This window comes from Roseibium aggregatum (genome assembly GCF_014692675.1).
Lineage (GTDB): Bacteria > Pseudomonadota > Alphaproteobacteria > Rhizobiales > Stappiaceae > Roseibium > Roseibium aggregatum_C.
The window spans coordinates 169,134-182,985 of sequence record NZ_JABFCZ010000011.1 but is presented as its reverse complement, the minus strand read 5'-3'; the positions used below and the strand labels follow the sequence as shown (position 1 = coordinate 182,985).

Below are 13,852 nucleotides of genomic sequence, written 5' to 3'. Positions count from 1 at the left end.
AAAAGCCGAAGGTCGCGATTGTCGCCGTCATGCGAAAACTCATCGTTCTCGCAAATACACTCCTCTCAGAAAACCGGATCTGGTGTCCAAACCATCCTTGACACAAAACACAGATGCTCAAGGGGGGAGACGGGAGCAAGAGGCCTGGACGTCATCAAATCACACACCCGAATTGATGACCAGAGCGGGGTTTGTCTAAGCTGCAATCAGCAGCCTCAGCCGAGGCGATTGCGCTTGGCCAGAGTTCTGAGGCGCAGGGCGTTCAGCTTGATGAAGCCGGCCGCGTCCTTCTGGTCGTAGGCGCCCTGGTCGTCCTCGAAGGTGACCAGCTCTTCCGAATAGAGCGAATAGGGCGAGGCCCGGCCCACCACGATCACATTGCCCTTGTAGAGCTTCAGCTTCACGGTGCCGGTGACATGCTCCTGGCTCTTGTCGATCAGCGCCTGCAGCATCTCGCGTTCCGGCGAGAACCAGAACCCGTTGTAGATCAGCTCCGCATAGCGCGGCATCAACTCGTCCTTCAGGTGGCCGGCGCCGCGGTCGAGCGTGATGGATTCCATGGCCCGGTGGGCGGTCAGCAGAATGGTGCCGCCCGGCGTTTCGTAGACACCGCGGCTCTTCATGCCGACGAAGCGGTTTTCCACCATGTCGAGACGGCCGATGCCGTTGTCGCGGCCGTAATCGTTGAGCCTTGCGAACAGGGTCGCCGGCGACAGCTTTTCGCCGTTCAGGGAAACCGCGTCGCCCTTTTCGAAACCGATCTCGATTTCGGTGACCACGTCCGGGGCTTCGGTCGGATCGACCGTGCGCTGGTAGACATATGCCGGCGGTTCCTCGGCCGGATCCTCCAGCACTTTCCCTTCCGACGACGAATGCAGCATGTTGGCGTCGACCGAGAACGGCGCTTCGCCGCGCTTATCCTTCGGCACCGGGATCTGGTATTTCTCGGCAAAGTCGATCAGATCGGTCCGCGACTTGAACGTCCAGTCGCGCCAGGGGGCGATCACCTTGATATCCGGGTTGAGCGCATAGGCCGACAGTTCGAAGCGGACCTGGTCGTTGCCCTTGCCGGTCGCCCCATGGGCGATCGCGTCCGCGCCGGTTTCCTCGGCGATCTCGATCAGGCGCTTGGAAATCAGCGGCCGGGCAATCGAGGTACCGAGCAGATAGACGCCTTCATAGACCGCGTTGGCGCGGAACATCGGAAAGACGAAGTCCCGGATGAATTCCTCGCGCAGGTCATCGATGTAGATTTCCTTGATGCCAAGCATCTCGGCCTTTTTCCGCGCCGGTTCCAGTTCCTCGCCCTGACCGAGATCGGCCGTGAAGGTCACAACCTCGCAGCCGTATTCCGTCTGCAGCCATTTCAGGATGATGGAAGTGTCCAGCCCGCCGGAATAGGCCAGCACGACTTTTTTGATGTCACCATGCGCCATGTGTGAGAAGTCCGTTTGAGATCTTGGATACGGCCTTTTCGGGGCCTTTGGATTTGGCGCGCAATTTAGCTGGTAAATAGCCAAGCGCAAGGGCTTCCTGGCGTCTTTCCGGTCCTGCTGTTGTGCCGGGTGGTCACGGGAAATACGGCCCGGAGGGTTCAGGCGGACCTAGCCGGACATCGTCTCCTGAAAATCCTCGGCTTTTTTTGCAGGAGCGTAGCGGGCAAGGATCATGTCGACGCTGTCTTCGATGACCGCTGCCATTTCGTCCCTGGTAGCCTGACGGTTGGCATAGATATTCGGAAAGAAGCCGCGCGATTTGATCAGGCCCATGAATTGCGTGGCGGCAAGCTTGGGGTCGGGAACGTCAAGCTTGCCTTCCCTCGTTGCCTTCGCCATGAAGTCCTCCACGACGCTCAGCTTCGTCATGCGGGCGTCCATATCCTCGGCCAGCTTCGGATCGCGGATCGTTTCGCTCATGACCATGCGCGCCATGTTCATGAAACAGGGGCTCGTCAAAAGGTCCCCTTCCGCCCAGCCGAGGCGCAGGAGCGCGTCGCGGATCGGCAGGTCCGGATCGTAGGGGACTTCCATGGCCGCGTTGAACTGGTCGGCGAGGCACTGGTTGATCGCCTTGAACAGCTCGTCCTTGCTTTCGAAATGATTGTAGACCGTCCGTTTGGAGACCTGCGCCCGGTCCGAAATCCGGTCCATGCTGGCTCCGGCAAAGCCGCGTTCCTGAAATTCGGCGATCGCCGCTTCCAGGATCTGCTTCTTTTTGCGTTCGGTGACGGACATTTTGTTTTCATTCGACATGACCCCTTTCATCCCAAAAAACGCGCCCTATGTAAACTTAGCGGTTTACACGTACGTCATTTCAAGATTACACTACACGGTGTAGTTTACTTCCTTTAGCCATGTGACAAGCCAGGGGAGGCTTTCCCGATGTCCATCACCCTCACCATCAACGGAGAGCCGCGCACGATCGACGCGGATCCCGAAACACCGCTTTTGTGGGCGCTTCGCGACGAACTCGGCATGACCGGAACGAAATTCGGTTGCGGCATCGCCCAGTGCGGCGCCTGCACGGTCCACCTGGACGGCACGCCGGTCCGTTCCTGTCAGACGTTTATCGGGGATGTCGGTGACGCCTCCATCACCACCATCGAAGGCATCGACGGCAAGGCCGCCAAGGCCGTCCAGGCCGCCTGGCAGGAACTTGAAGTGCCGCAATGCGGCTACTGCCAGTCCGGCCAGATCATGGCGGCCACGGCCCTTCTCGCCGAAACGCCGAAGCCGAGCGATGACGACATCGACACGGCCATGGACGGCAACGTCTGCCGCTGCGCCACCTATGCCCGGATCCGCCAGGCGATCCACCTCGCCGCCGACAAGATGGAGGCCTGATCCATGTTGCACATGCTCGAAAACCCGCTCCAGTCGGCGGTCCCCAGCCGCCGCACGTTCCTGAAACTGTCCGCCGGCGCCGCCGGCGGCCTGATGCTCGCGCTGCGCATGCCGGGGTCGGCCCGGGCCGCCGGCGATGACGCCTCCTTCGCCCAGCCGTTTGTCCATATTCGGCCCGACAACACCGTCGTCGTCCTGAACAAGCACCAGGACATGGGCCAGGGCAACGCCACGGGGCTGGCGACCCTCGTCGCCGATGAACTCGACGCCGACATCGCGCAGGTCACGGCCGAGTTCGCTCCGGCGAACGCCGCCCTCTACAAGAACCTCGCCTTCGGCATGCAGGGAACGGGCGGCTCCACCGCGATCGCCAACTCCTTCATGCAGTACCGGCAGGCCGGTGCGGCCGCAAAGGCGATGCTCATCGCAGCGGCAGCCGAGGACTGGGGTGTCCCCGCCTCTGAAATCAAGGTCGAAAAAGGCGTCCTGTCCCACTCAAACGGGAAATCCGCCACCTTCGGCGATCTGGCCGGCCTTGCCGCCAAGCAGGAGGTTCCCGGTGAACCGGTCCTGAAAAAGCCGGAAGACTGGGTCTATATCGGCAAGGACTTTCCGCGCGTGGATGCCGCCGGCAAGTCCCATGGCTCCATCGGCTTCTTCGGCATGGACCATCAGGCGGAGAACATGCTCGTCGCCGTTCTGGCCCGCCCGCCCAGGTTCATCGCGGTCGCGACCGGTTTCAACGATACCGAAGCCCGCAAGGTGAAAGGCGTGGTCGACGTCGTTTCCGTTCCCAGCGGTGTCGCCGTCCTGGCAACCTCCACCTGGCCGGCCATCAAGGCGCGCGGTCTCCTGGACGTGACGTGGGACGACAGCAAGGCCGAAACCCGCAGCACGGAAGAAATGGCCAGGGAACTTGCCGACATGACCGGCAAAAAGGGTCTGCCCGTCGCAAAGGGCCATGGAGATCCGGAGGCCGCCCTCGCGAGTGCCGCCAGGGTCATCGAAGTGGATTACAGCTTCCCCTTCCTGGCCCACGCCCCGATGGAACCGCTCGACATCACCGTCCTCTTCGACGGCAACAGCGCCACGTTCTGGACCGGGTCCCAGTTCCAGACGGTCGACCAGATGGTCGCCGGCACCGTGCTCGGCCTGACCCCGGACAAGGTCGCCATCAACACCACCTGGGCCGGCGGCTCCTTCGGCCGGCGCGCCCAGCCGGACAGCCACTATTTCGCGGAAGCCGCCCTGATCGCCAAGGCCCGGCTCGATGCCGGCAACGCGCCCCAGCCGATCAAGGTGGTCTGGACCCGCGAGGACGACATCAAGGGCGGGTACTACCGGCCCATGGTCGCCCACAAGGCCCGCGTCGGTCTTGATGAGAACGGCAACGTGGTCGGCTGGCATCACCGGGTCGCCTCCAAATCGATCATGATCGGAACATCCTTCGAACCGTTTGCAGTCAAGGACGGCGTCGATTCCACATCGGTCGAAGGGGTGGACGAACTGCCCTATGAACTGCCGGCGTTCCAGGCCGAGGCCCATAATGCGGAGACGCCGGTTCCGGTCCTGTGGTGGCGCTCTGTCGGCCATACCCATACCGGCTATGTGGCCGAGACCATGATCGACCGTCTGGCGAAGGAGGCCGGCGAGGACCCCCTCGATTACCGCCTGAAGCGGATCAAGAAGGATCAGCGCTATGCCGGTGTCCTCAAGCTTGCCGCCGAAAAGGCCGGCTGGAAGGACCCGCTGCCGGACGGCCGCTACCGCGGCATTGCCGTGGTGAAGTCCTTCAACTCCTATGTGGCCGAGGTTGCGGAAATCTCCTTCCGCGACGACGGCACCGTGAAGGTGGAAAAGGTGGTCTGCGCCGTCGACTGCGGCATTCCGGTCAATCCGAAGAACATCGAAGCCCAGATGCAGAGCGGCATCGGCTATGGCCTCGGCGCCATCCTGCGCAACGAGGTCACCATGACCGACGGTGTGGTCGACCAGGAAAATTTCGACACCTACCTGCCGATCCGCATGACGGACATGCCGGAAATCGAGGTGCACATCGTGCCCTCGACGGAAGCCCCGACGGGCGTCGGCGAACCCGGCACCCCGCCGATCGGCCCGGCCGTCGCCAACGCGATCGCCGCGGCCAAGGGCGAGTGGATCACCGAGCTGCCGCTGTCGAAACACGGCCTGGCTTAACCAGGCCCACCGGAAAAACGAAAAGGGCCGCCCATCGGGCGGCCCTACTTTTTTCAAGGCCCCACTCCCTCGATAGTCACCCCGGCCAAGCGCCAGCGCGAGCCGGGGCCGGGGAGGCAGAAGCCTGACCGAAGCAGTCGGGGCCTATGCTGCGAGGACTGTGGCTCTCCGGTCCCGGATCTTCGCTCCGCTGCGTCCGGGATGACCTAATCGGAGTTTTATACTTCCCGCCAGCGCACCACGGCGGCGGTGACTAGGCCGAACAGCAGGTGACCGACGAGCGACGCCCAGGCCAGGGTGATAAAGCCCAGGAAGGGCGGCAGGCCGGCGAAAAGATGCGCCATGATGTAGAGCGCGAAGATCCAAAGCCCGACACCGAAACCGAGGCCGACGATCCACCACGGCAGGAACGGCGTCACGACCCGCGCGATCGGCCGGGCGATGAACAGATAGCCAAGCGGATAAAACAGCACGCCGACAACGCCATGAATGAGCTCCGCGAGGAAATGGTTCTTTAAACCGAACACGGACTGAACCAGCGCAGCCGGTTCCAGCGGCCCGCCAACCCAGAAGGGCGTGATCCCGCGCGCCCAGATTTCCCAGGTCAGATCGGCGGCAATCCCGGCCAGAACAGCCGTGAGCAGCGTGGCCGCCGTCAGCGGCGGAAACAGCGAGGACGACGAGCTGGTGTGCGTGGCGTGTGAACTGATCATTTGAAATCCCCTAAAGCTTGAAGTGCGTCGATCCGACAATCTCCGGCACCCATGCAAATGGTCCGGAAGCCGGCTGCGATCAAATCAAGCCTTGTTCAGAAGATCGTGGCTTCAGATCACGAAAAGGAAGAGGGTTCGTGATTGGCTGGCCACCCGAACGCATTCTGCGGTCAGGTTCCCGTCCACGCTCCAGCGAAGACCGATCAACAAACTCAATCGAAAATCTCGGCCTTAACGAGCGGCCTTAGGAAAACCCGGTATCGCCGCACGAATAGGCCGTAAGCAAAACCGCCGGCTATGCCTCCGAGATAAATCGCGGGTTCCTGAAACAAATCCAATCCAATTAATCTGCCCGCTGGAGCCGCGACAAGACCGGCGACAGCCAGTAAGGCCGCGCCCACTCCGCAGATCGTGAAATAGGAAAGGCTTGAATATCCGCGCCATCTTGCCACGGCCACGCTCATGATAAATCCCGGCCAGGACGATATGGCAATCAAGACGGCTGTCATCAGAAATAATAGACCGGACAATTTAATATCAAAACCCTCGTCGATCTGAATGTGCCCGGGAAGATAATCTTCGGTAATAACGGCGACCGAGCAAACGAAGGCCGAGACAAAGACTGTAACGACATACCCGAGCAGCGCCCACAGCAGCTCCTGATACAGGCGCCGCTGCACCGGTCAGGCTCCGGCGCCGGCCGCTGCCTCGCGGTCCTTCTTGCGCATGCGTTCAGAGGCCGACTTCAGCTGACCGCAGGCGGCGAAGATATCGCGGCCGCGCGGTGTGCGGATCGGCGAGGCATAGCCGGCCCGGTTGACGATATCGGCGAACTCCTCGATCCGTTCCCAGTCGGAGCATTCATACTCGGATCCCGGCCAGGGATTGAACGGGATCAGGTTGATCTTGGCCGGAATGCCCTTCAGCAAACGCACCAGATCGAGCGCATCCTGGTTGCTGTCGTTGACGCCCTTCAGCATCACGTATTCGAAGGTAATGCGCTTGGCGTTGGACAGGCCCGGGTAGGCACGGCAGGCATTGAGCAGATCCTTGATCGGCCACTTCTTGTTGATCGGCACCAGCACGTCGCGCAGATCGTCGCGCACCGCGTGCAGCGAGATTGCCAGCATGCAGCCGATCTCCTCGCCCGCGCGGACGATTTCCGGCACGACGCCGGAGGTCGACAGGGTGATCCGGCGCTTGGACAAGGACAGCCCCTCGCCGTCGGAGGCGATCAGCAGCGCCTTCTTGACGTTGTCGAAATTATAAAGCGGCTCGCCCATGCCCATCATGACGATGTTGGACACCAGCCGGCCCTCCGACGGCACGATCGCGCCCTGGGGCGTTGAGGCATCCGGAAAGTCGCCCAGCCGGTCGCGGGCGATCAGGATCTGGGACAGGATTTCTTCCGCCGTCAGGTTACGCACCAGCTTCTGGGTACCCGTGTGGCAGAAGGTACAGGTCAGCGTGCAGCCGACCTGGGAGGAAATGCACAGCGTTCCCCGGCCCTCTTCGGGAATATAGACGGTTTCCACCTCGACCGGCCGGCCGGCGCCGCGGGCCGGAAACCGGAACAGCCACTTGCGCGTGCCGTCGACGGAAATCTGTTCGGAGACGATTTCCGGACGCGCGATGGTGAAGGCCTCGTCGAGCTTCGCCCTCAGGTCCTTGGCGATATTGGTCATCAGCGCGAAATCGGAAACCCCGCGCACATAGAGCCAGTGCCAGAGCTGGGAGGCGCGCATGCGCCGCTGCTTTTCCGGCACGCCGATTTCGGCCATCGCTTCGGCCAGCTCTTCGCGGGTCAGGCCGATCAGGGTCGGCTTCTCGTCCTGAGGAGAGGCAGAGGCCGCAATACCTGTAACCGTCGGCGCGTTCGGGTTGTCCCGCGCGATGTCGAGCGTTATCGCCATGTGCTGATCCGTTTTTCGTCCGCGTGTCGGCGGACACTTATCCCATTACCGGGCAGTCTGATGCCAGTCGAACCGGGATATAGGGTTTTTCGGCCCGATTTCAGCCACCCGCCCGGGCTTTCCGCCTGGCGCGTCCGGTCCTTCCGGTCCGGAACTCCGGATGCGGTCAAAACCATATTGGCGGCAAAAAATCAAGCTTGCCGGGCGTTTCAGGCAATAAAACCAAATTGGGCAAACCAAAAAGCCCAAACAAAAAGGGCCGGTGTGCCGGCCCCTTCTGTCAATCGATCCGGCTGCCGCCTCAGCGGCAGGCGTCGGTGGCGCTCTTGATCGCCGCCGTCACACCGGACAGCGAGAACTTGTAGGTCGTCTTGGTTCCGCGGCTCGATTCGCCGTGGACGGTCATTTCGCGGCCGGCCTTCATGGCGTCGACCAGCTGCGTTTCGGTCGCCGCGTTGTCGACCCAGGCCCCGTCGTTGTTGGTGAACATCGAGAAACCCTTGCCGTCCACATCGACCGAAACGGTCGACTTGTCCTTCAGCGGGTAGCCGACCAGCAGGCTCGGCTCCTCCGAAACACCTTCCGCAGGACGGCTGGTGATGAAGAAGAAAACATCTCCGTGGTTGCGGTCGCCCGGCAGCATCTGCGTCGGCTTTGTCAGCGCGTAACAGACCTTCCCGCTGCCGCTTGCCAGGACGTAGGCTGCCCAGTCCTTATGCTGTTTCAGCAATGTCGGGGTCTGTGCGAAAGCCGCTGCACTCGAAAAAATTAGACCCGCGAGGGCCACGATCAGCGTTTTTGCTTGCATCATCTCCACACCGTTTGGCTCGTGACAGTTCGTTTGCATTCTATTCAAATGCCATTGGGCATATAAACCTTGCTTTAATGATAACTTAAAGCCGGTTACGAAAGGGTTGAGAGCCCGAAAATACGGACATTTTTGGCCTGACCCCGCATCATCGAGACCGCGGACAGGCTGTTTGGATAAATCGGGCATGAGTGTGGCAGGATGGTTCCGAAACATGCCGATTGCCCGATACGGCTGATTTTAAGGGCTTTTCGCGCGGAGGCCGCGCGGCAGAAAAACGCGAGAACATCCGGGATGGTGATGAGGGGAATTTTATTTGCCGGTCTGTTGTCTTGCGCCGTGCCGCCCCCCCTGCCGGCCCATGCCGCATCGCCCCTGCCGGACGGATTTGTCTATCTTGCCGACAAGGCGCCGGAGATTCGCCAGGACATCCGCTATGCCGGAAGGCAGAACTTCATGCACCGGCCCCTTGCCGGCTACCGGGCGGCGGAGTGCATCCTGACCGAGGCCGCGGCAGACGCGCTCGTGAAGGCAGGCAAACTGGCGAGGGCCCAGGGCTTCGGGCTGATCGTTTTCGACTGCTACCGGCCGGCACGCGCGGTCCGTGACATGGCCGGCTGGAGCGCGGCGGGCGCGGAAACCGACGCCGCCTATTTCCCGCAAACCCGGCGGGACCGGCTGATCGCGGAAGGCTATGTCGGCCGCAAAAGCGCCCATGCGCGCGGATCGACGGTCGATATTGCCCTGGCTCCGCTCGGAGGAGCCCCGGCCGGTCCCCATGCCGCCGCCCCCTGCAGCCGGCATGACCGGCAAACGGTCGACTTCGGCACGGCGTTCGACTGTTTCCACCCCTTCAGCCGAACCGCGTCGAAGAAGATAGCGCCTTCAGCCCAGACAGCCCGGCGGCAGCTCCTTGCCCTGATGGAAAAAGCCGGTTTCAGGAACTACCCGGCGGAGTGGTGGCACTTTACCCTCAGAAACGAACCGTTCCCGCGTACGTCGTTCGATTTCCCCGTCACGGCACGATAGCCAGTAATGCGGCGCTAATCGGCGAAGACCGGGATCAGCTCGGAAATCGCCGTGTCCTGGTATTTGGATCCGTCGTAGACGGCATCGATTCTGAGCTCCATCCAGGTTGCCGCGACGGGTCTCTGCAGACGCTTGCGAAGCACGTTCATGGTGTCGCTCAGCGGCAGGTCATAGCTGGATCCGTCCGACAGCCTGACCGTTGCGCTCCTGACACGGCCGTTCTTGGTGAAGATGCTCTTGTTCTTGGTGTAACCGTTGGTGATGTCGATGCCGGCGAACCGGCGTTCCGAGCCGAAATTGATCAGGATCCGTTCACCGGTCCCCGTCCCGCCGACGCCCTCCACCCAGGCCGTCGCACGATCCCCGTCGGTCAGGTTTCCCGGGCCGTACCGGTTGCCGTACTGGGGATCGAGCACGGAGGAGGAGCAATAGGTCAGATGCGAACCGCCGACGGTGCGCGCCACACAGGTCCCGTTGCCGTAATTCGGCGGGTCCAGATGCGCCGGGGCGGTATTCACCACCACGATGTTTCCCTGGTCACCTGTGTCGGTGTCCGTCGTTTCGCTCGCGCCAGCGGAAGCCCCTTCGCCGACAAGCTTCTGCCGCGCCGCACGGGCGATGTCCGCATAGAATCCGTCGGAATACCGGGACAGAAAGGCATCGTAGGCGGCAACGGTTCCGACCCTTTCGGCAAGGGCGAAGGCGCTAGCCGAGGGATCCCCGTCGGCCGCAGCCGGAGCGATCGCAGTCGGAGTGGTCCCAGGCGGCGTCGTCACAGGCGGCGTGGCCGCGGTCTGAGGCAGGCCTGCAAAATAGAACTCGCCGATCAGGGCCTCGTTGACCCAGGGAAGCTGGCGTTTGCCGGTCTCATCGTAGACCGCCTCGCGGACTTTACCCATCATCTGACGGACCTCGAGCCCCGGCTGGCGGATGTAGCGCGCAAGGGCCGTGGTAAAGGGGCTGTTCGCCCCGGTCCCGTCGGACGCGACATCGCCGGGAGCGGTCGCGAATGCGATCATGGTGCCTGCCGTGCCCGCATCGAGCCGGGCAAGCCCCCTGGTCGTGCCCCGCGTCAGCGACCGGGGCAGCGGATTGTTCCGGCAGGCATCCAGGAACACCAGCTTCAGCCGCGCGCCCGATGCGTCCATGATCTCTAAGAGATCCTCCGCACGGACCGCCTGCCCCGGCAGGTCCGTGGAGGCTTCCACATGGACATCGACCGGCAGCAGCCAGTTGCGCCCGCCCACCTGCACGCCGTGGCCGGCGTAGAAAACCAGTGCGATATCCGCATTCTGCGCCGCCCGTCCGAACTGGGTCAAAGCGTTCAGAAGCGCGCGCTGGTCACCGTCGATCACCTGGATCACGTCGAAGCCGAGACCGGCAAGCGTGCGGCCCATCAGGGCCGCATCGTTGGGCGGGTTCGGCAGCTCGGAGGCATAGCGATAGGCCCCGTTGCCGACGACAAGCGCGACGCGGTCAGCCGCGCTCGCGGAGATCGGAACAGACAGCCCGAGCAAACTCCCCAAAATCACCCAGTAAAGACATAAGAAGCGCCTCACCGACCCCACTCCGGTCCGTTCCCGTTGGGAATAGAAAATCCCGCCGCAAGGGAAGATGCAAGATTCAATTCCGCAAGCCGGCCTTACCAGGCTCCGAACGTCAGTTGCCCGGCACCTTCCGGCCGGTCCGCATGATCGGTCCGCCCTGGACATGTTTCGGAATGTCCGCACTCGGCGCGCCGGCGGTAATGGAGCGTTCCCGGTAACGGCCCAGCGCCCGGTGGCGGTCATACATGACGATGGCCCCTGCCATCGCAACATTGATGCAGAACCTGGTCGGGATCTTTACCACGTGATCGCAACGCGCCAGCATTTCCGGAGACAGCGAGCCCCGTTCCGGACCGAGCACATAGGCCGCCTGCAGGGGATGTCCGAAGCTCGGCAGGTCGATCGCCTCGTCGGTCAGCTCGATCCCGACCAGCTGGCAGCCGCGCGGCAGATCCATGGTGTCAACGCTGTCCCAGGCGAAATAGGGCAGATGCCCCGGGCTCTTGGAGGTATCGGACGGCGGCGCCTTGCGGATCGCCTTGTCCGCATCGACGGTGAAGAAGAAACTTGCCCCGAACGCATGCGCGGAGCGCATGAGCGTACCGAGGTTCATCCGTTTCGAAAGCCCCTCCGCTCCGACTGCAAAATATCCGCGCATTCCGAAAGTCCATCTCCAGTAAAGTCGGCTCTAAATACCGGCCAGCCCGGAAAATTCAACCGCAGCAGGACGAAAGACGGTTAATGAAGCCTTTAAGCTCCGGCGGGAGCATGCTACCAACACCCTCATTGTTTTTAATATCTTGAGAGATTTCAGCTTGTGAAAGCCTGCCTTTGCAAAGCCTTCGGGCCTCCCTCCTCGCTCGTCATCGAAGATATAGCGGATCCGGTCCCGGGACCCGGAGACGTTCTGGTGCGGGTCAGAGCCTGCGCGCTGAACTTCTTCGACACGCTGATCATCCAGAACAAGTACCAGACCAAACCGGCCCTGCCGTTTTCGCCTTCGGCGGAATTTGCCGGGGTCGTCGAGGCGATCGGCGAAGGCGTGGAAGACGTGGCGCCCGGCGACCGGGTCATGGGTTACCTCGGCTACGGCGGGGCGCGCGAACTGGTCATCACCTGCGAGGACCGGCTGGTCAAACTGCCGGATGAGGTTTCCTTCGAGGCGGCCGCCGGACTGACGGTCACCTACGGCACGACGCTTCATGCCTTTCGCGATCGGGCAAAACTGCAGCAAGGCGAAACCGTCGCGGTGCTGGGGGCGTCGGGCGGCGTCGGCCAGGCGGCGGTGGAAATCGCCACGATCATGGGCTGCCGGGTCATTGCCTGCGCCTCTTCCGATGAGAAACTCGCCTTTGCCAGAAGCCTCGGCGCGGCGGAGACCGTCAACTATTCCACGCAACCCCTGAAGGAAACGCTGAAGGGCCTGACCAACGGCGAAGGCGTGGACGTGGTCTACGATCCCGTAGGCGGCGAACTGGCCGAACAGGCCCTGCGCGCGACCGCCTGGGAAGGCCGTTTCCTGGTAATCGGCTTTGCCGCCGGGGAAATCCCGAAGATCCCGTTGAACCTCGTCCTTCTCAAGGGTTGCGACATCCGCGGCGTCTTCTGGGGCGAAGCCGTCGTGCGCGATCCGGAAGGCCATCAGGAAAACATGCGCCAGCTGCTGGAGTGGGTCGGCCAGGGGCGGCTCAATCCGCATATCCACGCGATCTATCCGCTGGAGGACATTTCCACCGCCCTGGAGGAAATCGCCGCCCGCAAGGTGCTCGGCAAGGTGATCGTAACCCCTTAAGGGATCACACGGAGAACTCCGCGATCACCGGCGCGTGGTCCGACGGCTTTTCCCAGCCGCGCGCGTCGCGCAGGACCTGCGCGCCCTTGATGGCGTCCGACAGCGGCGGCGACACCCAGACATGGTCGAGACGGCGGCCCTTGTCGGCGGCCGACCAGTCCTTGGCCCGGTAGCTCCACCACGTGTAGAGCTTCTCCTCCATGGGCGTGAACCGGCGCATGGCGTCGATCCAGCCGCCGGATTCGCGGACGTTTTCGAAGAGGTCCGTCTCCACCGGCGTGTGGCTGACCACCTTTAAAAGCGCCTTGTGCGACCAGACGTCCGCCTCGTAGGGCGCCACGTTGAGATCGCCGACCAGAACGGCCGGACGGGCGGTCTCCTCGCCCTTCAGCCAGTCCTTCATCTCGGCGAAGAAATCGAGCTTGTGGCCGAACTTCGGATTGATCTCCCGGTTCGGCTCGTCGCCCCCGGCCGGGACATAGAAATTATGCAGCCGCAGAGCCGATCCGTTGAACGGCACGTCGACGGCGATATGGCGGCTGTCGCCCATGGCGCAGAATTCGCGGCGCTCGATGTTTTCCAAGGGCAGGCGCGAAACGGTCGCCACCCCGTGGTAGCCCTTCTGGCCGTTGATCGCGATATGCTCGTAGCCGGCCTTGCGGAACGCGCCTTCGGGAAAATTCGCATCCGGGCATTTCGTTTCCTGCAGGCACAGCACATCCGGCTTCACTTCCGCCAGGAGCTTTTCCACGATCGGCATCCGGAGCCGGACGGAGTTGATGTTCCAGGTCACGATGGTCAGGCGCTTGGGCATGGGAATCCTTTTCGAAGGGCAAATCGACCGATTGTCCCTAGTCATAGGGATTCGGATGCCATACGCCTAGGGCCTTTCCCGGTAAGATTCAGGCATCCTGTCACAACAGGACCAGGCAAGGTCACTCACCCTTCTCCGCCCATTGAAAGACAGGCGATCTTGTTCACAATCGCGCGGTCTCCATATTCCGTTAGGAA

At 62.4% G+C, this 13,852-nt stretch carries 13 protein-coding genes and 1 pseudogene; 5 read left to right on the top strand and 9 right to left on the bottom strand.

Going from position 1 to position 13,852, the window contains the following annotated elements; all coding sequences use genetic code 11:
* Window positions 1–101: pseudogene (locus tag HK439_RS26875) on the top strand (IS110 family transposase); the annotation flags it as partial.
* A 114-nt stretch (window positions 102–215) separates the two neighbouring features.
* Here the strand turns inward: HK439_RS26875 and HK439_RS11790 are convergent.
* Together HK439_RS11790 and HK439_RS11785 are read right to left on the bottom strand one after the other, a co-directional pair.
* Window positions 216–1,436 carry an argininosuccinate synthase gene (locus HK439_RS11790; protein WP_190291690.1) on the bottom strand — a complete coding sequence of 407 codons (1,221 nt, stop codon included), beginning with the start codon at window positions 1,434–1,436 and terminating at the stop codon, window positions 216–218.
* 168 nt (window positions 1,437–1,604) lie between these two features.
* A complete protein-coding gene (locus tag HK439_RS11785) occupies window positions 1,605–2,252 on the bottom strand; it encodes a TetR/AcrR family transcriptional regulator (RefSeq protein WP_209011740.1) in 648 nt (215 codons plus the stop codon).
* 129 nt (window positions 2,253–2,381) lie between these two features.
* Between HK439_RS11785 and HK439_RS11780 the strand changes: the two genes are divergently transcribed.
* Window positions 2,382–2,843, top strand: a complete 462-nt coding sequence (locus HK439_RS11780; RefSeq protein WP_190291689.1) for a (2Fe-2S)-binding protein — start codon at window positions 2,382–2,384, stop codon at window positions 2,841–2,843.
* 3 nt (window positions 2,844–2,846) lie between these two features.
* Window positions 2,847–5,039, top strand: a complete 2,193-nt coding sequence (locus HK439_RS11775) for a xanthine dehydrogenase family protein molybdopterin-binding subunit (RefSeq protein ID WP_190291688.1) — start codon at window positions 2,847–2,849, stop codon at window positions 5,037–5,039.
* A 218-nt stretch (window positions 5,040–5,257) separates the two neighbouring features.
* Here the strand turns inward: HK439_RS11775 and HK439_RS11770 are convergent, their stop codons facing one another.
* The 4 genes from HK439_RS11770 to HK439_RS11755 form a co-directional block, all read right to left on the bottom strand.
* Complete coding sequence (locus HK439_RS11770) at window positions 5,258–5,752, bottom strand: hypothetical protein (protein ID WP_209011739.1); 495 nt, start codon at window positions 5,750–5,752, stop codon at window positions 5,258–5,260.
* 212 nt (window positions 5,753–5,964) lie between these two features.
* Window positions 5,965–6,432: a hypothetical protein gene (locus HK439_RS11765; RefSeq protein ID WP_190291687.1), complete on the bottom strand. Its 468-nt coding sequence runs from the start codon at window positions 6,430–6,432 to the stop codon at window positions 5,965–5,967.
* 3 nt (window positions 6,433–6,435) lie between these two features.
* On the bottom strand, window positions 6,436–7,665 hold the full coding sequence (rlmN, locus tag HK439_RS11760; RefSeq protein ID WP_209011738.1) for a 23S rRNA (adenine(2503)-C(2))-methyltransferase RlmN: 1,230 nt from the start codon (window positions 7,663–7,665) through the stop codon (window positions 6,436–6,438).
* A 301-nt stretch (window positions 7,666–7,966) separates the two neighbouring features.
* Window positions 7,967–8,473 carry an invasion associated locus B family protein gene (locus HK439_RS11755; protein ID WP_190291686.1) on the bottom strand — a complete coding sequence of 169 codons (507 nt, stop codon included), beginning with the start codon at window positions 8,471–8,473 and terminating at the stop codon, window positions 7,967–7,969.
* 300 nt (window positions 8,474–8,773) lie between these two features.
* Here HK439_RS11755 and HK439_RS11750 point away from each other — a divergent pair, with 300 nt between their 5' ends.
* Window positions 8,774–9,502: a M15 family metallopeptidase gene (locus tag HK439_RS11750; RefSeq protein WP_235987812.1), complete on the top strand. Its 729-nt coding sequence runs from the start codon at window positions 8,774–8,776 to the stop codon at window positions 9,500–9,502.
* Between the two features lie 14 nt (window positions 9,503–9,516).
* Here the strand turns inward: HK439_RS11750 and HK439_RS11745 are convergent, their stop codons facing one another.
* Both HK439_RS11745 and HK439_RS11740 read right to left on the bottom strand, forming a co-directional pair.
* A complete protein-coding gene (locus HK439_RS11745; protein WP_190291684.1) occupies window positions 9,517–11,061 on the bottom strand; it encodes an NADase-type glycan-binding domain-containing protein in 1,545 nt (514 codons plus the stop codon).
* Between the two features lie 100 nt (window positions 11,062–11,161).
* The gene (locus HK439_RS11740) at window positions 11,162–11,707 is read right to left on the bottom strand and encodes an RNA methyltransferase (RefSeq protein WP_190291683.1); all 546 of its coding nucleotides are present in this window, start codon (window positions 11,705–11,707) and stop codon (window positions 11,162–11,164) included.
* A gap of 159 nt (window positions 11,708–11,866) precedes the next feature.
* Here HK439_RS11740 and HK439_RS11735 point away from each other — a divergent pair, with 159 nt between their 5' ends.
* Window positions 11,867–12,841 (top strand): NADPH:quinone oxidoreductase family protein, encoded by a 975-nt coding sequence (locus HK439_RS11735; protein WP_190291682.1) that lies wholly within the window; start codon window positions 11,867–11,869, stop codon window positions 12,839–12,841.
* Window positions 12,842–12,845: 4 nt separating this feature from the next.
* On the opposite strand, the gene xth is transcribed toward HK439_RS11735, so the two are convergent.
* Window positions 12,846–13,655, bottom strand: coding sequence for an exodeoxyribonuclease III (gene xth / locus HK439_RS11730; RefSeq protein WP_190291681.1), 810 nt, complete (start codon window positions 13,653–13,655; stop codon window positions 12,846–12,848).
* Window positions 13,656–13,852 lie beyond the last annotated feature (197 nt).